This window comes from Streptomyces sp. NPDC000075 (assembly GCF_040301925.1).
In the GTDB taxonomy this organism is placed as follows: Bacteria; Actinomycetota; Actinomycetes; order Streptomycetales; family Streptomycetaceae; genus Streptomyces; species Streptomyces polychromogenes.
Genome location: NZ_JBEPFL010000026.1, coordinates 108,214 through 127,979, shown reverse-complemented (window position 1 = coordinate 127,979; position 19,766 = coordinate 108,214). Strand labels below are relative to the sequence as shown.

Annotated in this window: 18 protein-coding genes; 8 read left to right on the top strand and 10 right to left on the bottom strand. The window is 72.2% G+C overall.

The window, feature by feature from the left end; all coding sequences use genetic code 11:
* The coding region (locus ABT403_RS27080; RefSeq protein ID WP_502966017.1) for an aggregation-promoting factor C-terminal-like domain-containing protein at positions 1-86 on the top strand (86 nt) is incomplete at its 5' end.
* A gap of 135 nt (positions 87-221) precedes the next feature.
* On the opposite strand, the gene ABT403_RS27075 is transcribed toward ABT403_RS27080, so the two are convergent.
* From ABT403_RS27075 to ABT403_RS27050, 6 genes are read right to left on the bottom strand one after another with little or no spacing between them, the layout of a single operon-like run.
* Entirely contained in the window at positions 222-458 is a 237-nt protein-coding gene (locus tag ABT403_RS27075; RefSeq protein ID WP_344155657.1) for a DUF6406 domain-containing protein, read from the bottom strand.
* Between the two features lie 30 nt (positions 459-488).
* Positions 489-794 (bottom strand): hypothetical protein, encoded by a 306-nt coding sequence (locus ABT403_RS27070; RefSeq protein WP_344155660.1) that lies wholly within the window; start codon positions 792-794, stop codon positions 489-491.
* Between the two features lie 44 nt (positions 795-838).
* Positions 839-1,429 carry an exonuclease gene (locus ABT403_RS27065; protein ID WP_344155662.1) on the bottom strand — a complete coding sequence of 197 codons (591 nt, stop codon included), beginning with the start codon at positions 1,427-1,429 and terminating at the stop codon, positions 839-841.
* 12 nt (positions 1,430-1,441) lie between these two features.
* Positions 1,442-1,711 (bottom strand): DUF6406 domain-containing protein, encoded by a 270-nt coding sequence (locus ABT403_RS27060; protein WP_344155665.1) that lies wholly within the window; start codon positions 1,709-1,711, stop codon positions 1,442-1,444.
* Between the two features lie 8 nt (positions 1,712-1,719).
* Positions 1,720-3,588, bottom strand: a complete 1,869-nt coding sequence (locus ABT403_RS27055; RefSeq protein WP_344155668.1) for a C2 family cysteine protease — start codon at positions 3,586-3,588, stop codon at positions 1,720-1,722.
* Positions 3,585-6,371: a helicase HerA domain-containing protein gene (locus tag ABT403_RS27050; RefSeq protein ID WP_344155671.1), complete on the bottom strand. Its 2,787-nt coding sequence runs from the start codon at positions 6,369-6,371 to the stop codon at positions 3,585-3,587. The genes ABT403_RS27055 and ABT403_RS27050 overlap by 4 nt, the downstream gene beginning before the upstream one ends.
* 360 nt (positions 6,372-6,731) lie before the next feature.
* Between ABT403_RS27050 and ABT403_RS27045 the strand changes: the two genes are divergently transcribed.
* Both ABT403_RS27045 and ABT403_RS27040 read left to right on the top strand, forming a co-directional pair.
* Positions 6,732-8,177, top strand: a complete 1,446-nt coding sequence (locus ABT403_RS27045) for a M48 family metalloprotease (RefSeq protein WP_344155674.1) — start codon at positions 6,732-6,734, stop codon at positions 8,175-8,177.
* Entirely contained in the window at positions 8,174-10,066 is a 1,893-nt protein-coding gene (locus tag ABT403_RS27040; protein ID WP_344155677.1) for a hypothetical protein, read from the top strand. Before ABT403_RS27045 ends, ABT403_RS27040 begins: the two co-directional genes overlap by 4 nt.
* Positions 10,067-10,176: 110 nt before the next feature.
* Here ABT403_RS27040 and ABT403_RS27035 read toward each other — a convergent pair whose 3' ends face one another.
* Positions 10,177-11,346, bottom strand: a complete 1,170-nt coding sequence (locus tag ABT403_RS27035) for a steroid 3-ketoacyl-CoA thiolase (protein ID WP_344155681.1) — start codon at positions 11,344-11,346, stop codon at positions 10,177-10,179.
* Between the two features lie 267 nt (positions 11,347-11,613).
* On the opposite strand from ABT403_RS27035, the gene ABT403_RS27030 reads away from it, so the two are divergent.
* Positions 11,614-12,864, top strand: a complete 1,251-nt coding sequence (locus ABT403_RS27030) for a cytochrome P450 (RefSeq protein ID WP_344155684.1) — start codon at positions 11,614-11,616, stop codon at positions 12,862-12,864.
* A 293-nt stretch (positions 12,865-13,157) separates the two neighbouring features.
* Here the strand turns inward: ABT403_RS27030 and ABT403_RS27025 are convergent, their stop codons facing one another.
* The gene (locus tag ABT403_RS27025) at positions 13,158-13,694 is read right to left on the bottom strand and encodes a PaaI family thioesterase (RefSeq protein ID WP_344155687.1); all 537 of its coding nucleotides are present in this window, start codon (positions 13,692-13,694) and stop codon (positions 13,158-13,160) included.
* Between the two features lie 98 nt (positions 13,695-13,792).
* On the opposite strand from ABT403_RS27025, the gene ABT403_RS27020 reads away from it, so the two are divergent.
* Together ABT403_RS27020 and ABT403_RS27015 are read left to right on the top strand one after the other, a co-directional pair.
* Entirely contained in the window at positions 13,793-14,737 is a 945-nt protein-coding gene (locus tag ABT403_RS27020; protein ID WP_344155690.1) for a GlxA family transcriptional regulator, read from the top strand.
* 76 nt (positions 14,738-14,813) lie between these two features.
* Positions 14,814-16,196, top strand: coding sequence for an FAD-binding oxidoreductase (locus tag ABT403_RS27015; RefSeq protein ID WP_344155693.1), 1,383 nt, complete (start codon positions 14,814-14,816; stop codon positions 16,194-16,196).
* A gap of 16 nt (positions 16,197-16,212) precedes the next feature.
* On the opposite strand, the gene ABT403_RS27010 is transcribed toward ABT403_RS27015, so the two are convergent.
* Positions 16,213-18,234 carry a phosphatase PAP2 family protein gene (locus ABT403_RS27010; RefSeq protein ID WP_344155696.1) on the bottom strand — a complete coding sequence of 674 codons (2,022 nt, stop codon included), beginning with the start codon at positions 18,232-18,234 and terminating at the stop codon, positions 16,213-16,215.
* Between the two features lie 80 nt (positions 18,235-18,314).
* Between ABT403_RS27010 and ABT403_RS27005 the strand changes: the two genes are divergently transcribed.
* Complete coding sequence (locus tag ABT403_RS27005; RefSeq protein WP_042815147.1) at positions 18,315-18,632, top strand: antibiotic biosynthesis monooxygenase family protein; 318 nt, start codon at positions 18,315-18,317, stop codon at positions 18,630-18,632.
* Positions 18,633-18,719: 87 nt separating this feature from the next.
* Here ABT403_RS27005 and ABT403_RS27000 read toward each other — a convergent pair whose 3' ends face one another.
* A complete protein-coding gene (locus tag ABT403_RS27000) occupies positions 18,720-19,115 on the bottom strand; it encodes a nuclear transport factor 2 family protein (RefSeq protein ID WP_344155701.1) in 396 nt (131 codons plus the stop codon).
* 104 nt (positions 19,116-19,219) lie between these two features.
* Between ABT403_RS27000 and ABT403_RS26995 the strand changes: the two genes are divergently transcribed.
* On the top strand, positions 19,220-19,753 hold the full coding sequence (locus tag ABT403_RS26995) for a GNAT family N-acetyltransferase (protein ID WP_425580148.1): 534 nt from the start codon (positions 19,220-19,222) through the stop codon (positions 19,751-19,753).
* Positions 19,754-19,766 lie beyond the last annotated feature (13 nt).

Genomic DNA, 19,766 nt, shown 5'->3' with positions numbered 1-19,766 from the left:
TCAAGTGGGGCCTGGACTACATGAACGACCGCTACGGCAGCCCCGTCGCCGCCTGGAACTTCTGGCAGGCCAACCACTGGTACTAAACCACCAGCACCCCGCCACCCCACGCAGAGCCGCCCACCCGGACCCCCGGGCGAGCGGCTCTTCGCGTCGCTACTCCCGCCCCCTCCACCGCATCAGGTTCTGGAACAGCTCGCCCACACGGCCGGGCGAACATCTCAACCGACTTTCCGGAGAAAAACCAGATAATCCCGACTCGACTGGTTCTCCACACGATCCAGGCTCCACATTTCACCACGGACAGTGAACGCACCCCCGATGCCGAGTTCGTACTCCTCCTCCTCGTCGGCCTTGACGACGAGGAAGACCTTGACGCCCCCTCCGTCCGGGGCGTAGACGTGGACCGCGACAAAAGTCGCGTCAGCACGCACCCATGGAGCCGCGTGCTGCAGCACGATTTCCCCGACCACATTCTCTCGCTTTTCTCAGCCTTCAGGCAGGACGGGCTGCTGATCGCTTCCTTCGAACAGGAAGTCATAGAGATCCCGCAGGTATACGTGAAGGGCGTCAGCGGTGCCGAACTCGACGGATGTGAGCGATTCCCAGTCTTCCGCCGTGATCCGCCTTCCCTCCAGGACTGCCAGCAGCCCCTGGCGCACCCCGTCCGTCCACTCCGGCTTGAAGTGTTCCAACGCCTCACGGGTCGCCGACATATCGTCGTAGGCCACCTCCCGGTCAAGATAGACACGGGCGAAACGGCGGAGTTCTTCGTTCACACTCAGGTCTTCCATGGATCCCTCCAGGCCCCGGCCGGGTGCCTCCGCACACAGGGCGGTCACTCCTGGGCGCGCCAGCGCATCAGGTTCTGGAACAGCTCGGCCTGCTCGATCGCGTCGTCGAGGGCGTTGTGCGTGTGGGGGCGGGTGGACAGCAGGTGGCCCGGCATCGACCGCTTCGTCGCCTCCCCGATCCGCACATCGGCCTTGACGGCGTAGAGCGACTTGATGTCCATGCAGCGCGAATGCCCGAAGGGCGAGCCGGCGTCCGCGAACCGCATGAAGTACCAGTACGCCCACATCCAGTCGTAGCCGAGCGGGTACGCGACGAATACCGGGGTGGCCCCCAACTCCTCGGCCACGGAGGCGATCCACCCGGCGGCCGCGTTCATGACCTCGCCGGGCTCCCGCCCATCCCGCACCAACAGCTCCCGGTCCAGCCCACCGACCGCCAGCGCCTCCGGGTCATAGGCGTCACTGATCGGCTTCAACTCGGCATAGAAGGTCCGCTCGGCCGGATCGAGGACCCGGAACCCGCCCCCGTCCCGGACCCCAGCGACGGCCATCCCGAAACTCGACATCGAATACGGCCCGGGCACGGGCCCGTCGGCCTCCACGTCGGCGGAGACGTAGAACTCTCTTCTGGCCATATTTCTCGCGCCTCAGTCGTTCCGGCGGAGCCGCACGGCCCAGCGGCGGGCGCCCGCACCATTGATCTCGACAACCGTCCAGGTGCCGTTGGACAGATCGAGCGTGGCTCCGACCGTGAGGAAGCGAGTTTCCTCCTCGCCGCCCGGCAACCTGATCGCCACCTTCGCCTTGGCGGGTTGGCCGTCCCTGGCCGGCACGGCCGACATGCCGCCGAACGAGCCGAAGGGCAAACGGGTCATCTGACCGTGGCGGATGGTGAATTCGCGATTGAAATCGGACACTTAATCCCCTATCGAAGCGTGACGTACTGACCTGGATAATCTTTAGACTGACAGTATTCCATGAATTCTGGCACGGTCAGCGGTTCCGGCTGCGTGGAATTCCATGGATTATGCAGCATCACGGTTCCGTCATCACAGGACACAACCTCATAGGCATGATCATCGACCAGATCCTTGGGGAGGTATTCTTCACCGTTCGCGGCATCCAAGCCCCTCGTTCCGACGATTACGGGATTCCCTGCGGACAGTTTCTCCTTTATTCGCTGCTCCAGTTCGACCTCCGCCCCCTCACCCTGGGGAAACGTGACGACATGGCTGGCCTCACCCGTGAGCTGAGCAAGGAGCTCCGCCTGCTCGTAAGCCGTCGATCCCTGATTAAGTCGCCCATAGCCCGTTGGCACGGGGCCTTCCAGAGCTTCCGGCGCAAGGGCCTCGTTGGCGTCGAGCATCTGATCCTTCTGGGTCACCCAGTCACCCGCCCATTGGTCGCGACGCTCCTCCGACCACGTCCCGTCGATCCCGGCCGCAGCCTTCTCCAGCACAGCCGGCCAGGCCACCTGCTCGACCGCGGCGTACGCCGCATAGTCGGGGGCCCCCTCGACCACAGGGAGATCCGGGGTGACCGTCATTTCCAAGGGGGCGCCTGGCACGTAACCATCACCATCGAATTCAACCTGGTGCACGGTGACGGAATAGGTGCCATCTGGATTCTCCTTGACGGCGTCCTTGATGACGTCCGGGCGCGCTGATGCGGACGCGCCGATCGTGGCGATGATCCCACAGTCCCCGAGCCGACCTTGCGTCACCTGCTCTCGAGCGGGATCACCCTCGAACAAAGGGACACCGAGCTCCTTGATGGGGTCTCCGTATTCGACCGCCGTCGCTTCCGGGTCGTACATGTGCTCGATGTCGGGACGCTCGACCTTCGTGGAGGTCTCCTGCACCTCCTCGGCCTCGGGCGGGACTGACGCCTCAGTGCCGTCCACCTCGGGGGATGCCTCGGTCTCCACTACGGGCTCCGCCGCGGGGGCCTGGTCTTCCTGCTCCTGCTCCTGCTCCTGCTCCTCGGACGCTTCCAGGTGAACAATGTTGTTCGGCAGATCCGGCGCCTTCTTCGCCGCCCGCTCCGGCTTCTCGGCGCTGAGGGATGCGACGTAAGCGGGCGAGTACGGGATCTCCCGGCGGGGCTTCAGTTCCAGCTCCAGCTCGGGCACGTCCTCGTCGGCCGGCGTGTGCGGGCGGTCGGAGGCGGCCGGTGCTTCCGGGTCCTCGCCCTCGGCGGGCGCGTCCGACTCGTCGCCTTCCTCCACGTCGTCGCGTTCCGGATCGGCCGGGTCCTCGTCGGGGTCGTCCGGGTCGTCCGGCTCTTCCTCCGCCTCGGACTGCTCCGAGTTCTCCGGCCGTTCGGGCGCCTCCGGTCCGTCCTCGTCGGCATCGGCATCGGCATCGGCCGACGGTTCCGGTTCCGCCGGGTCGTCAGGGGTCTCGGGCTCCTCCGGGTCGGCCTCGGCGTCCGGTCGCTCGGCGTCACGGGGCTCGGGCTCCTGCGTGTCCGCGTCGGCGTCGGGCTCGGGGGACTCCGGCTCGTCCGGGTCCGCTTCGTTGTCCGGGCGCGCGTCGGCGGCAGCGGGGGCCGCCGACGCTTCGGGCTCCAGCGGCTCCAGGGGCTCCTCGGAGTCCTCGGGTGCGTCCGGCTCCGCGTCGTCGGCCGGTCCCTCCGGTTCCTCCGGCTCGGCCGTGGCGTCCGGGACCCGGCGGGTGGGGGACTCGGCGCGGTCCGGCTCCGGGGCCTCCCTCGGTTCTCCGACCGGTTCCGCGGTGTCCGGCAGCGGAGGGGTGTCCGGTCTGGTGGACTCCGTCGTGTCGAGCTCGCTCATCGCTTCTCCCCCGTCGCCGGCTTGCGCGGGCGGCGCGCGAAGACGCTCAGGGCGCGGCCGAAGAGCTTGGACCACTCCTCCGAGGGGTCCGCGCAGCCGACGATCTTCTCCAGCGCGGACGGCGTGTGGCGCCCGTGGTAGTACTGCCGCGTCCTCGTCCCCTTCCGGGCCTTCCACCGGGGCTCGGCGACCGGGCAGGGGTCCTCGCCGTCGAGCTGCGCCCGCATCATCGCGGCGAGGTGCCCGGCCAGGGCCTCCGGCGCGTGCGGGGCTCCGACGCGGCTGTGGACGGCACGGTCGACGGCCTGACCGATGGCACAGTCCAGCAGGCGCCGGCCCGACGTCCGGTAGGGGGCCAGGTCGCGGAGCATCCCCTCCCCCGGCAGGGGTGTGACCCAGCCCAGCAGGTGGGACGCCACTGCCATCTCGGCCCAGAGGGTGATGCGGAGCTCGTCCTGTTCGGTCAGGCGTTGCGCCGTGCGCAGCTGCCGGAGCGTGCAGGGGGCCGCCGAGCAGTCCCCTCCGCAGGCCACGCTGCGCGGTGCGACCATCGGGGCCGGGGACGCCGGGTGGATCGCGGCCGCGTCCTCGCGGGCGGTGCCGTCCTCCATGCGCACCAGCAGCGGGTAGTCCATCCCGTCGGTGAAGACCGCGGCCTCGCCGGGCCGGAGGGTGACCAGGTACTCCGACTGCGCCTCGGTGATGTTCATCGTCGCGCCGACGGCCTCGCGGTCGTCCTGGGCCGGAAGGCGGTGGACGACCTTGGCGGCGGTGTTCTTGATGACGTCCGGGACCAGCTTGCTCGGAATCTGGTCGGCGATGACCAATCCCTCGCCGTAGGCTCGGATTTCGGCCAGGAGGCCTGCGAACATCTCGACGGCGTGGGCGCTCGCCCCGCCTTCCTCCGAACGCCGCAACAGCCGGTGGGCCTCCTCGAAGACCGTTATGTGGCGCAGGGGAAAAGCGATCCGGCGGGTCGTGCGCTGTTCCATCCGCAGGTATTCGATGAGCCGGATCAGGATGGTCCCCATCAGGAACGCCTTGTCCTTGTCGTCCCCGACGTCCTCGATCTCGAAAACGACGTTCCGCTTGAGGAGTTCACCGAAGTCGATGGGGTGGCCGCCCTCCAGGAAACGACCGGTGGTGCCGAGCCGGAGGCTGGCGAGCCGGATCTTGATGAAGCCCTGGACGTTGTCGGTGATCTCCTTGCCGTAGCCGATCTCCGCGACGATCCGCAGCGCGGTGTGTTCGAGGTCCTCCAGCGTCGGATAGCGCGGCTCGGTCCCGGGGGACCGCGGTTCACCGAGGGTCAGGTCCCAGCCCAGGTCCTCGTAGCAGCGGGTGAGGGCGGCGCTGAGCACCTGGGGGAACGGTTCCTGCGGGTCGAAGGAGGCGAGGAAGAGGGCGCGGACCATGTCCAGGTGGGTCTGGAGGGGGAAGCGTTCCCCGTCGGCGAAGACGGAGGGCTCCAGGGGGTTCAGGCCGGCGGGGAGCGCGTCGCGGTCTCCGGGCTTGATCACGATGACCTCGTGCTCTTCGCCCAGCCGCGCCGACATGAACCGGTACTCCGCCTTGGCCGGCTCGACGACCAGCCACGGCAGCCGCTCCCGCGCGGCCGCCTCCAGCAGGCCGCGTACGGTCTGGGACTTGCCGCCGCCGGTGGCCCCGCACACGAAGGTGTGCCGGTTGAGCGTCGAGCGCGCCAGGTCCAGGGGGCCCACCGGCCCGCGGTTGCGGTCGAGGACGGTGCCGAGCCGGATCGGGGCGGCGCCCGGCTGTGCGGCCCGCGCCGAGGTCTCCGGGGTCACGTCGAACTCGGGCCGCAGCGCGAACCGTACGCCGGGTATCTCCTGGACCGGGGGCCGGGCCAGGGCCGCCAGCAGGTCGGAGCTCCCGAGGAAGGGCGAGTCGGCGGGCCCCGGCGCGGCGTCGGCGAGCCCGGCCGTGACCACCGTCGGGAAGTCGCCGACCTGCCCGGTCGGCCTGAGCGCGTAGGGGAGCCCTTCGAGGTCGGCCGACGCGCAGACCAGCGCGGCCACCCGCTGGGCCTCCTCGGGGGTGCGGCCGCCGGTGAGGAGGCGTATGCGCCACAGGCCCGTGGCCGAGGCCTTCGCCAGCTCCTTGTGGCGGCGCTCCAGCCGGTCGGCCTCAAGGGCGTACTCGGGCGAGCCCGCCGCCTTGGACTGCGCCCTGCGCTGCCGGTCCGCCGCCTCGCCCGTCAGTTCCTCGAGCTCCTCGGGCAGCACCGGGTCGGCCAGCAGCAGCCAGGCGAAGGCCTCCTGCCAGACGCCGAGCAGGCAGTCCTCCAGGCCCGGGCGCAGCCGGGAGGACCCCTGGTCCCGGGGCTCGCCGTCGGCCAGGAGGCCGTCCGCGACCCCGGCCACGGCGGTCCAGTGGGGGAACCGGGCCAGCGAGCCGACGACGGCACCCTGGGCGTGCCGCCGCGCCCGTGCCCCGGCCGGGAGGCGGAGCAGGGTCGTGCCCGGGTCGGCGGGGTCGTCGCCGCCGGCCAGGGCGGAGCCGCCCAGGAACACGTCGAGGGGGTGGGCCGCCGACGGACGCGACCAGCCGAGGAGGATTCCGCCCCGGCCCGGGTCGGAGGGGTTGCGGGCGTGGAAGGCGGAGACGAGCGCGGCGAACCGGTGTGCGCGCAGCTCGTCCTCGGGGCCGCCCGGCCGGGAGGCGTCGGGGCGCTGGCGCGGCACCTCCGCCAGCGCGTAGGTGGGCATGGCGAGGAGCCTGTGCCAGGCCTCGCCGGCGGTTTCGCGCAGCGCGCTCGACACAGCTTCGCCATTCTGTCGATCGAAGTCGTCGGAAGCATCCTAGAGTCGATCATTGTGTGGTCCAACACGGGCGGGTTGGAAAGGGGTTGGCCGAAAGTGAATTGGACGTCGGGACGTGCGTGATGCAGCATGACCCGACTACAGGCCGATGAATGACTCTCCGCTTCGGCGGTCCGGTAGCGGGCCGAGTCGCCGGTCCGCAGCCGTCCCATGCGCCGCCTGCCGGGAGCATGTGGCCAACTGTCTTGATTTCAGCGCCATATGTAGCGCCAGGTATCCATAGAGCGGACTTCCGTGAACCAGCCAGTCGATCCGAGACAGCCTCATTTCCCGCCCGGGGAAGGCGAATTCGCCGCGCCGGTGCCGCAGCAGGCGCCACCGCAGGCACCGCCCCAGGTACCGCCGCCGCCGAACCCGTACGCGCAGCCGGCCGCGCAGGCCGACCCCCGCGTGCCCCAGCAGGGCCACCCCCACCCGGCGGCCCCGGCGGCCCCGCCGGCCCCGCCGACGGCGACGCAGGGCTACCCACTCGCTCCCCCGGCCCAGGCGCCCGGCCACCCCGCCACGCCGCCCCCGCCGCCGCAGCCGCAGCCGCAGCCGCCGCATCCGGCCGGGGGCGGTCAGCCCTACGCGCCCCCCGCCCCGCCCGCGCCCGCGTTCGCGCCCGGTGGCTTCGCGGCGCCGCCGCACTCCGCGGGGTTCCAGGCCCCCTCCGCCCCGCCGGCCCCGTCGCAGGGGCAGGCGCCCGGCGACCCCGCCGCCCCGGGCACGCCTCCGCCGCCCGCGCCGCCCACGCTGGCCAAGCCGGAGCCCGGGCAGGCTCCGCCCGCACCCGGCTCGGCGCCCGCGTACCCGCCGGCCGCCTACGACCCGGCGCAGCCCGCCCCGTACGACCCGGGCGCGCCGCCGCCGGTCCGGCGCAAGGCGGACGCGTCGTCCCTCACCACGCTCCTCCTCCACCTCCCCCTGTTCCTGGGCAGCCTCCTGGTCATCTGGCTGATCTCGCAGCTGTTCCCCAGCGGGCTGGACGTCGTCTTCGTCCTCGCCTGGCTCGCGTCGGGCGCGCTGGTGTTCCACCGGCCGACCGAGCGGGCGCTGGCCCGGCTCATGTTCAAGTTCCGCGAGCCCACGGCCGCCGAACTGGCCCGGCTCCGGCCGGTCTGGGACGAGGTCACCCGGCAGGCCGGTATCGACGGCGCGCGCTACGACCTGTGGGTCGAGGACAGCGCCGAGATCAACGCCTCCGCCGCCGCGGGGCACCTCGTCAGCGTGACGCGCAGGTCGCTGAACGGTCTTCCGCCGGAGGAGCTCGCGGCCGTCCTCGCCCACGAGCTGGGGCACCACGTCGGCGGTCACGCCTGGTCGGGGCTGCTCGGCTTCTGGTACGCCGTCCCGGCCCGGTGCGTGATGACCCTCGTGAGGGTCATCACGTTGCTGCTCTTCAGCGTGGCCTCCTGCGTCGCGGCAATCCTGACCCTGGTCATCCTCGGGCTCACCATCGCCTTCGCCGTCACCTTCCCCCCGGCGCTGGCCCTGCTCGCCGTCCCGTTCCTCCTCGCCTGGGCGGGCCGGCGCGGCGAGCTTCGTGCCGACCGGTTCGCCGCCGAGATCGGGTACGGGCCCCAACTGCACGCCGTCTTCACCGGCTGGCAGGCACGCGGTGACGACGACGGCCACCTCCGGCAGGGCCTGGTGTCCCGGCTGATGTCCACGCACCCGCCGGCCCACCAGCGCATCCGCGCGCTGGAGCCGTTCGTCAGCGCCCCGGGCGGACCCGCCGCACCCACCGGGGGTCTGCCGTCATGACCGTGCAGAGCGCCGTACGGAACACCGAGGCCGCGACGGCCGACCGCTATCTGCGCCTCTTCGAGCCCGGGCAGCGGCTCGGCTGGACCTACCGCGACCCCGAATCGCTGCGCAGCCCCTTCCCCGAACCCGAGCCCCAGCGGCAGCCCGTACCCGTGGCGTACCACAACCAGGCGCTGGCCGCGCGGCTGACGCACGAGGAGCGCAAGGGGTCCACCGCCAAGATCGGTGGCGGGATATCGCTGCTGCTCCTGCTCCTGGCGACAGTCGGCGGCACCCTCATGGTGGTCCTGGCCGTGATCGCGGCGGGGGCGACCACGGCTCTGGTCCTCGCCGCCGGGCGGTCGGCTTCACAGGCCGGCGCACAGCTGGAATCCAAGACCACGGAAATGGAGAAGCACTTCCAGTACGCCTGGCAGTCCTGGCACCAGCGCCGCCTCCAGCACACCGCCGCCCAGGACCAGTGGATCAACGGCCTGGACGCGTGGGGCGCACTGCCCGCGGGGCCCGGCACGCGGCGGCTGGACATCTTCGGCGGGAGCCAGCGCAGCCGGGAGGGCTTCCTCACCGTCTTCGGCGCGTCGACCCTCCAGCAGCAGCCGCTGATCGTGGTCGACCTGACCCAGGCCCTCATCTGCGAGGAGCTGTCCGCGCTCGCCGGGCTGGCCGGCGTCCCCACGGACGTCCAGCTGCTGCCGAGCCGCATGGCCGAGAGCGGCATCGTCAGCGGTCTCACCGCGCAGGAGCTGGTCGACAGCCTCGTGGAGGCGGTGTACGCCGACGACCCGGAGGCCAACCGGGCCGCACGGGCCCTCGACACCCGGATCCTCCAGCAGCTGTGCGGAGTCCTGGGCGCGGAGGTCACCCCGGCACGGCTGGGCGCGGGGCTGCGTGCCCTGATGGGTGAGACCGACGAGACCGACGCCCTCACCCGGGCGGAGCGCAACCGCATCGCGGACGATCTGCTGGCCGACAAGAACAAGGACCAGATGCGGGACAGCCTGCTGCGCCTCGCCTCCCTCCTGCACCCGCTGGAACGTCTGGGCGCGGAGCGCGGCGGCCGCGGTCCCGGCTATCTCACCTGCATCGCGCTGGACTTCGCCACCGGTTCGGCCAGCACCGAGCTGCTGGGCGACCTGGCCGTCCAGAGCGTGACCCGGCGTCTGGCGTCCTTCCCGGAGGCGGCCCCGTCGGTGGTCGTCGCGCTCGGCGAACGGGGGCTGCAGCGGCGGTACCTGGAGCAGTTGGCCGGCATCTGTGAGCGTCGCGGCGCGCAGCTCACCGTCCTGCACCCGCACCTGCGCGAGGGGGCGCAGGAGGTGATCGGCGGCGGCAAGGTCGGCTTCATGAAGCTGGGCAACCACCAGGAGGCCGGGATCGCGGCGGACTTCCTGGGCCGCCACCACTCGTTCGTCCTGCACTCGCTGACGGACACCGAGGGGACGACGGTCAGCACCTCCGTGGCCAAGACCGTCGGTTCCTCGGTGAGCAAGGGCACCACGTACAGCGAGTCGGTGACCCGGGGTTCGAACTGGGGAAGCTCCGACACCTACCAGGACGGCTTCAACCCGTTCCCCGCGAGCAGCTCCAGCAGCTCCGGCGGCAGCTACAGCAAGACCACCGGTACGTCGACGAGCACGACGTACTCGACGAACGAGTCCACCACGCACACCACCAGTGACGGGACGAACACCAGCTTCGCCCGAGGTGAGCAGCGCGTCTACGAGTACGCGGTGGAGCCGACCCGGCTCCAGGCGCTCGCGGAGTTCAGCCTGCTGCTCGTGGAGCGCGGGCCGGACGGTTCCGTTACGGTCCACCCGGCGGACTGCAACCCGAACATCGTCCTGCTCGACCGGGTGAGCACCCGGCCGCTGCCGTACACGGCGTAGCGGCGGAGGGCATACGAGGGCCCCGGCGGCCGGCCTCCCCAGGTCCGGCCACCGGGGCCTTCGCACCCCATCCCACGGGTTCGGTGGGCGCCGTCAGAGGCGCTGCGCAGTCAGAGGCGCTGGATGATCGTGCCGGTCGCCAGTGCGCCTCCCGCGCACATGGTGATCAGCGCGAACTCCTTGTCGCGCCGCTCCAGCTCGTGCAGCGCGGTGGTGATCAGCCGGGCGCCGGTGGCGCCGACGGGGTGGCCGAGGGCGATGGCGCCGCCGTTGACGTTGACCTTCTCCAGGTCCTGGCCGAAGACCTGCGCCCAGCTCAGGACCACGGAGGCGAAGGCCTCGTTGATCTCGACGAGGTCGATGTCGCGCAGCGACATCCCGGCCTTGCCGAGGACGGCGCGCGTCGCGTCGATGGGCCCGTCGAGGTGGAAGTGCGGGTCGGCGCCGACCAGGGCCTGGGCGACGATGCGGGCGCGCGGCTTGAGCTTGAGGGCGCGGGCCATCTTGCGGGAGGCCCACATGACGGCGGCGGCCCCGTCGGATATCTGGGAGGAGTTCCCCGCGGTGTGCACGGCCGTCGGCATGACCGGCTTGAGCCGGGCCAGGCCCTCCATGCTGGTGTCGCGCAGGCCCTCGTCCCGGTCGACCAGCCGCCACATGCCCTGCCCGGCGGCCTGTTCCTCCTCCGTCGTCGGGACCTGGACGGCGAAGGTCTCGCGCTTGAAGCGCTCCTCGGCCCAGGCGGTGGCGGCCCGTTCCTGGGAGAGGACGCCGAGGCGGTCGACGTCCTCGCGGGTCAGGCCGCGGTGGCGGGCGATCCGCTCGGCCGCCTCGAACTGGTTGGGGAGGTCGACGTTCCACTCGTCCGGGAAGGGCTTGCCGGGGCCGTGCTTGGAGCCGGAGCCGAGGGGGACCCGGCTCATGGCCTCGACCCCGCAGGCGATGCCGATGTCGATGACCCCGCCGGAGACCATGTTGGCGACCATGTGGTTGGCCTGCTGGGAGCTGCCGCACTGGCAGTCGACGGTGGTGGCGGCGGTCTCGTACGGGAGTCCCATGGCGAGCCAGGCGTTGCGGGCGGGGTTCATGGACTGCTCGCCGGCGTGGGTGACGGTGCCGCCGACGATCTGCTCGACGCAGTCGGGCTGGATTCCGGTACGGGCGAGGAGTTCGCGGTAGGTCTCGCCGAGCAGGTAGGCGGGATGGAGGTTGGCCAGGGCGCCTCCGCGTTTCCCGATGGGCGTGCGTACGGCTTCGACGATGACGGGTTCCGCGGCCATGAGCTCGTCCTCTCCTGCACACTCTGCACAGCGCCGGCGCGGCGGGCCGTCCCGGCGGCCGCCGCGCGCGAACTAGTACGCGTTCTAGTTCTCCACCGCAGTCTTATGACCCGGACCCCCGCCACGCAAGGGTCTTGCACGGCCCCTCCACGGATTCCACACGCAACAGTTGACGCCGGAGCCCTTGTCACTTGTAGAACTCGTTACTACCTTCGAGCCAACTTCTGATGGGCCGTCAGACCTTCGCCAGACCTTTGGAGTCGCCCGATGTCCTGTCCCGCGCTGCCCGAAGGCTTCGACGCCACCGACCCCGACCTCCTCGTGGAACGGGTCCCGCTCCCGGAGTTCGCGCGGCTTCGGCAGACCGCTCCCGTGTGGTGGTGCGCGCAGCCGCGCGGCGTCACCGGGTTCGACGACGAGGGCTACTGGGCCGTCACCCGGCACGCGGACGTCAAGTACGTCTCCACGCACCCGGAGCTGTTCTCCTCCACCACCAACACGGCGATCATCCGCTTCAACGAGCACGTCCAGCGCGAGCAGATCGAGGCCCAGCGCCTGATCATGCTGAACATGGACCCGCCGGAACACACCCGCGTCCGGCAGATCGTGCAGCGCGGCTTCACCCCGCGCGCCATCCGGGGCCTGGAGCAGGCCCTGCGCGACCGCGCGCGGAAGATCGTCGAGGAGGCGCGGGCGGCCTCGGGGGACGGCGACTTCGACTTCGTCACGCGGGTGGCGTGCGAACTCCCCCTCCAGGCCATCGCCGAGCTGATCGGCGTACCGCAGCGGGACCGGGCCAAGATCTTCGACTGGTCGAACAAGATGGTCGCCTACGACGACCCCGAGTACGCGATCACCGAGGAGGTCGGCGCCAACGCGGCCGTGGAGCTCATCGGCTACGCGATGAACCTGGCCGCCGCACGCAAGGAGTGCCCGGCCCAGGACATCGTCACCCAGCTCGTGGCGGCCGAGGGCGAGGGCAACCTGCGCTCCGACGAGTTCGGGTTCTTCGTACTGCTGCTGGCGGTCGCGGGCAACGAGACCACGCGCAACGCCATCAGCCACGGCATGCACGCCTTCCTCACCCACCCCGAGCAGTGGGAGCTGTACAAGGCGACCCGGCCGTCGACGGCCGCCGAGGAGATCGTCCGCTGGGCCACACCCGTGGTCTCCTTCCAGCGCACCGCCACCCGGGACACCGAGCTGGGCGGGCAGAAGATCAAGGCGGGCGACCGGGTGGGGATGTTCTACTCCTCCGCCAACCACGACCCCGAGGTCTTCCGGGACCCGGAGGTCTTCGACATCACCCGCGACCCGAACCCGCACCTCGGCTTCGGCGGCGGCGGCCCGCACTTCTGCCTCGGGAAGTCCCTGGCCGTCATGGAGATCGACCTGATCTTCAACGCCCTTGCCGACACCCTGCCCGACCTGCGGCTCGCCCCCGCGAACCCCGGCCCCCGGCGGCTGCGGGCGGCCTGGCTCAACGGCATCAAGGAGCTCCGGGTCACCGCCGGTTGACCCGTGACCCGGGACGGCAGGGGCCGTCACCTCCCACGCCCCGGCCCCTGCCGTCCGCCGGGACGCCCCCGGCCTCCGGCCATCCGAGTGGCGGGATGGCGCGAGGGGGCCGATCCTTGCAGGACGCGGCGATCCACCGAAGGGGCGCCGGGGCCGTAGCGCCCCCGCGCCCCTTCGGCCTGCGGGGGCGTCAGCTGCGGGCCATGGGTCTGCGGGGCGTCAGCTGCGGGCCCTGCGTCTGTGGGGCGTCAGCTGCGGGCCCATGCGTCTGCGGCCCGTCAGCCTGCGGGGCGTCAGGCCGGGCGCAGGACCGCGCAGGTCGTCGTCGCGTGGGCGTAGAGCTTGCCGTCGTGGGTGCCGGTGATCCGGGCCTCGGCGGTGGCGGTGGTGCGCCCGACGTGCAGGGCGGTGCCCTCGCAGCGCAGGGTGGGGGTGTCCGCGAGGACCGGGCGGACCATGTGGACGCCGAGCTGCACCGTGGTGTACGCGGTGCCCGCCGGGAGCCGGGTCATGACGGCCGAGCCGAGCGCGGAGTCCAGCAGGGTGGCGAGGAAGCCGCCGTGGACCGTGCCCATGGGGTTGAGCAGGTGGTCGCCGGGGTCCCCCTCGAAGACGGCGAAGCCCTCGCCGACCTCGGTGAGGCGGAAGCCCAGGGTGCTCGTCATCGAGGCGGCGGGCAGGTTCCCCTTCAGCGCCGCCCGCAGGATCTCCAGGCCGCTCATGTCCGCGAGCCCGGGGACGGACGCCGGCTGCGGCTCCCAGGTGTGGGTGCGGCTGCGGATCGCCGCGGAGTCGGGGGTTGCGGGGGCGGCGGTCTCGTACGTGGTCATGGCAACGACCCTAGACAGCCGCCCCACGGCGGCGGGAGTGTCGGATCCGGCACCTTCCGGTCGGATTCCGACAGCCGTCGGGGCGCTAGGGTGGGCCCGTGAAAGTCGCCGTACTGGCCCTCGACGGGGTGTTCGACTCCGGGATCTCCGCTGTCCTGGACGTGCTCCACACCGCCAACGCCCTGCGCGGGCAGCTCGCCGGCGCCGCGCCGCCGGCCTTCGCCATCCACACGGTCGGCGTGCGCCGCCGCGTCCGCACGGGGCTCGGCCACCGGGTCGACACCGAGCCCGCCGCCCACGCCGAGGACGCCGCACTCCTCGTCCTGCCCGCCCTGATGGAACGCCGGCCCGACGCCCTGCTGGAGACGGTGGCCTCACCCGCGCACCGCGCCGCCCGCCGGCTGCTCGCCGAGGCCCGCGAGCGCCGCACCCCGCTCGCCTCCTCCTGCACCGGTACGTTCCTGCTCGCCGAAGCAGGGGTGCTGGACGGGCTGCGGGCCACGACCAGCTGGTGGCTGGCACCGGTGTTCCGGGAGCGCTACCGCCGGGTGACGCTGGAGGAGACCCGGATGGTCACCACCTCGGACGGGGTCACCACCGCCGGCGCCGCGTTCAGCCACCTCGACCTGGCGCTGGCCGTCGTGGCCTCGCGCAGTCCGGCCCTGGCGGACCTGGTCCGCCGCTACCTCGTCGTGGACGACCGGGTCTCGCAGGCCGCCTACATGATCCCCGGCGCCATGGCCCGCCACGAACCGCTGGTCGCCGCCTTCGAGCAGTGGGTGCGGGCCCGCATCGCGGAACCCCTGTCCATCGCCGACGCGGCCCGCGACCTCGGCGTCAGCGAGCGCACCCTCCAGCGCACCATGGCCCGCACCCTGGGCGTCTCCCCCATCCGCCTGGTCCAGGACCTGCGGGTCGAGCAGGCCGAACACCTGCTGCGCACCTCCGGCCTGCCCCTGTCGGCCGTGGCCCGCCGGGTGGGGTACGAGAGCCCCGGCCCGCTGCGCGCCCTGCTGCGCAGACGGGCGACGGGCGGAGCCTGAGACGCGGGGCGGGACCCGTACGGAGGGGGCGCCCGTAGGGCGTGCGGGTGATCCGGCCCGGTGCCAGACTGGGGTCATGGCCACGGTCACGGCTGCGCCCGGCCCCTCCTTCCGGGGACGCGTGGTGCGGCCCGAAGACCCCACGTACGACGAGGACCGGCGCGTCTGGAACGGCTCGGTGGACCGCCGCCCCGCCCTCATCGCCTGCTGCGCGGGCGTGGCGGACGTCATGGACGCCGTACGGTTCGCGGCCGCCGAGGGCCTGGCCCCGGCCGTCCGCTCCGGCGGCCACAGCTTCCCCGGGCATTCGGTCTGCGACGACGGCCTCGTCATCGACCTCTCCGCCCTGCGCGGCATCCGGGTGGACCCCGAAGCCCGCACCGTCCGCGCCCAGGCCGGGGTGCTGCTCGGCGAACTGGACCGGGAGACGCAGGCGTTCGGGCTGGCCGTCCCGGCCGGGATCGTCACGACCACCGGGCTGGCGGGGCTGACCCTCGGCGGCGGCATCGGCTGGCTGATGCGCAAGTACGGGCTGACGATCGACCAGTTGCTGTCGGTGGACGTGGTCACGGCCGACGGGTCGTTCCTGAAGGCGAGCGAGAAGGAGAACGCGGAACTCTTCTGGGGGATCCGCGGCGGAGGCGGGAACTTCGGGATCGTGACGGAGTTCGAGTTCCGCCTCAACCCGGTGGGCCCCGTGGTCCTCGCGGGCCCGGTCCTGTGGCCGATGGAGGAGTCGGCCCGGCTGCTGCGCCTGTACCGGGACTGGATCACCGACGTCCCGGACGAGCTGACCACCGCGGTCGTCCACCGCCGGGTGCCCCCCGTGCCGTTCATGCCGCGGGAGTTGCACGGGCGGCCGGTGGTGATGGTGGTGTGCTGCTACGCCGGGCCGGTCGAGGACGGCGAGAAGGTGCTGCGGCCGCTGCGCGAGGCGGGCCCGCCGCCCCTGCTGGACCTGTGCGCGCCCAAACCGTTCACCGCGCACCAGGCGATGTTCGACCCGTCCTTCCCGCGCGGCCGCTGGTACTACTTCAAGTCCTGCGACGTGGACCGGCTGGAGGACGGGATCATCGACCTCACCGCCGAGCACGCCGCCCGGATCGCCTCACCACTCACCGCCTTCCCGGTCTTCCAGCTCGGCGGGGCGATCCGGCGCGTCGGGGAGGAGGAGACGGCCTTCGGCGGGCGGTCCCACGGCCACACCTTCAACATCAACGGGACGACCGAGGGCCCCGAGGGCTTCGAGGCGGAACGGGAGTGGGCGCGCGGCCTCTGGTCGGCGCTGGCCCCCTACCAGACCGGCGTCTACTCCAACTTCCTGATGGAGGAGGGCGAGGACCGGGTCGCGCAGGCCTACGGAGAGGCCAAGTACCGGCGCCTGCGGGAGCTCAAGCGCCACTACGACCCCGGTAACCTCTTCCGCCTCAACCAGAACATCCCACCGGCCGCCCCCTGAACCCCCGGCGGCGCCCCTACCGCTGAGCGGCGGCCAGCCGGTCGGGCTCCCCCGCCCCGGCCTGGCGCTGCACGGGCAGGCTGAGCCGCATCCCGCGCGGCCCCGACAGGACGTGGACCAGCCCGAAGCCCGCCGCGACGACGGCGGCGCCGCCCACCGCGTCCAGCACCCAGTGGTTGGCGGTGGCCACGATCGCGCACACCGTGATCAGCGGGTGCAGCGCGCCCAGCAGCTTCTGCCACCCCTTCGGCGCGAGTACGACCACCACGATCCCGCACCACAGCGACCAGCCGAAGTGCAGCGAGGGCATCGCCGCGTACTGGTTGGAGATCGCGGTCATCGCCCCGTACGAGGGGTTCGCCAGGTCCTGCGCCCCGTGCACGGTGTCGACGAAGCCGAGGCCGGGCATGAGCCGCGGCGGTGCCAGCGGGAACAGCCAGAACCCGGCCAGCGCGATGACGGTCGCCAGGCCCAGCGAGGCCCGCGCCCAGCGGTAGTCGCCGGGGCGGCGCCAGTAGAGCACGGCCAGGATCCCGAGTGGCACCACGAAGTGGAAGGAGGAGTAGTAGAAGTCGAAGAACGCCTCCAGCCACGGCGTGTCCACCACCGCCCGGTTCACGGCCCGTTCGATGTCGATGCCGAGGATCCGCTCGGCCCCGTGGATCCGGCTCCCGTTCCGCTCGGCGAGGGAGCGGCCGGCCGGGGCGGCGGCGCGGATGTGCGAGTAGATCGAGTAGCCGACCCGTATCAGCAGGAGTTCCAGCAGCAGGCTGGGCCGCGACAGCGCGCGCCGCCAGAACGGCAGCAGCGGCACCCGCGCCCAGCGGGCGGGGACCGGACGTCCGTAGAGGGTGGGGACCGGCTCGCGCCAGTACGGGGAGGAACGCGGCAGGAACGGCACGGCGCAGGCCGCGGCCACCGCCGCGAGGAGCGGCACGTTGTCCCGTACGGGGGCCAGCGCGGCCAGGTTGGGCAGCAGGACCGCGCTCGGCAGGGTGATGGCCAGCACCACGGCGACGGGCCAGAGCCGCCGGTCGGCGGCCCGCTCCCCCACTTTGCCGGCCACCGCGAGCAGCACCCACAGCAGCTGGTGGCGCCAGCCCGTCGGGGACACGGCGACGGCCGCGCAGCCGGTGACGGCGACCGCGAGCAGCAGCTGGCCGTCGCGGGCGTAGCGGGCGGCGCGGCGCAGGGCGGCCCAGGTGATCGCGGCGGCGAGGGCGGCGTAGAGGAGGATCTCGGCGGGCCCGCTGAGGCCGAAGCGCAGCAGGGCGCCGTGGACGGACTGGTTGGCGAGGCCGTCGGGGGAGCCGCCGAGGCCGGTGCCGGCGAGGTGGTGGATCCAGTACGTCCACGAGTCGCGGGGCAGGGCGGCCCAGCCCAGCGCGGTGGCCCCGGCGAAGGTCGCCGCGGCGGCCCGGGCGGTGGGGCGGCGTCCGGTCAGCCACAGCAGCGGGGCGAACAGCAGCAGGGCGGGCTGGAGGGCGGCGGCGAGGCCGACGAGGAAGCCGGCGGGCTTCCCGCCGGGCACCCGGAAGACGGCGAGCAGCACCAGCAGGACGGGCAGGACGGCGGTCTGCCCCGGGAAGGCGGCCGCGCGGACGGGCAGGGAGACCATCATCAGCGCGACCAGCACGGGCGCCGCGAGCAGCGCGGTCCGGCGCGGCACCGGGTCGGGCAGCCCGCGCGCGGCGACCACCCCGACGGCGGCGACCAGGAGCAGGGTCACGCAGGTCCAGGCCACCTCCAGGGGGGAGGGCGCGGCGAACCCGGCCAGGGGCTTCAGGACGAGGCCGGCGAAGGGGGTGCCGGTGAACCGCCCGGCGTCGTAGAGGGTGCCGGGAACCGCGGTGCCCGCCGAGAGGTGCAGGCCGCTGAACCACTCGCCCGGGGGCACGCGCAGGACGGAGGCGGCCTGCCTGACGGCGAGGACCACCGCGAGCGCCCACAGCAGGAGGCGCGCAGCGCCGAGTCTGGCGCTCCCCCCTATGACCCCGGCCTGTCCGTGGGCACCGCCGTGTTCCGCCACGTCAGCCACGCCTCGCCGTCCTCCCGCCCTGCCACCGGGGATCACCACCGGGTCGACGATATCCCCTGCGGGATCCCTAGGATGGCGGCATGAGCATCGTGAAGATCAACGCCCTGACCGTTCCCGACGAGCAGCGGGAGGTGCTGGAGCAGCGGTTCGCCTCGCGGGCGGGTGCCGTGGAGAACTCGGACGGGTTCGAGTGGTTCGAGCTGCTGCGGCCGATCGAGGGCACCGACCAGTACCTGGTGTACACGCGCTGGCGTTCGGAGGAGGACTTCCAGGCGTGGATGGAGGGCCCGATGAAGGCGGCGCACCAGGGCGGCGGGGACCGGCCGAAGCCGGCGGCGTCGGGGTCGCAGGTGTGGTCGTTCGAGGTCGTGCAGCAGGCGGCGCCGAAGAAGGCGTGAGCGCGGCGCCGTGAGCGCGTGGAAGGGCCCGGGGGCATGAGTCCCCGGGCCCTTCGGCTCCTTCGGCTCTCGGCTCCTTCGGCTCCGTCAGCTCCAGAAGGCGTCGGTCTCGTCGATGTCCTGGGTGCACTGGTCGATGTCGGTGATCTTGCCGCCGACGATGGTGAAGAAGAGGCCTTCGTGGATCTCGATGCCCCGGTCGCCGCGGTCCGCCATGGCGGTGTGGAAGGACATCGCGTGGCCCCTGCCGTCGACCAGGACGCGTTCCAGGGTGACCCGGAAGGTGCCGTTGGTCTCCTCTCCCAGGCGGCGGTAGAGGTCGAGGACCGCTTCCCGTCCCTTGTGGTGCCCGGACAGGGGGCTGGTGCCGGGCATGTGGTGGATGACGTCGGCCGTCATCAGGCTGCCCAGGGTCTCCATGTCGCCCTTGCCGAAGGCCTCGTAGCCGCGGCGGATCAGGGCACAGTCCGGATGCTCCGACATGACCGTCCACCCTTCGTTCGTGGGATTTACGCCTTTTCTCATCATCGGCCCGCGCCTGTGGATATTCCACGCGGGGAACTGCGCCAGGTCTCCACAATGGCGTCATGGACAGGAATTCGATCACCATGGCAGGCACGGCGAAGGCCGCTGACGGCGGCTCCGGCTGGGCCGTCACCGCAGAACCGTTCACGACCACCGACGCCACCGCGCTGCGGCGCGCGTACTACGCGGAGGTCGCCGGGCGGTACTGGAAGCGGTCCGTCACCGAGGACGAGATCGACCAGGGGATGCTGGACGACCCGGCCGACGGGCTCGAACCGCCGACGGGGCGGTTCGTGGTCGGGCGGCTGGACGGACGGCCCCTGGCCTGCGGCGGCATACGGCTGCTGGACCCCGCCACCGCCGAGCTCACGAGGATCTACGTCGACGCGGCCGCCCGGGGCACGGGCGGCGGAGCGGCCCTGCTGGCCGTGCTGGAGGAGGAGGCCCGCGCGCTGGGCGCGGAGCGGATGCGCCTGGACACGCGGACCGACCTGGTGGAGGCCCGGGCCCTGTACGCGCGTCACGGGTACCGGGAGATACCGGCGTACAACTCCGGCCCGTACGCCCAGCACTGGTTCGAGAAGCCGCTGGTCTGAGCTGCCGGCCGGG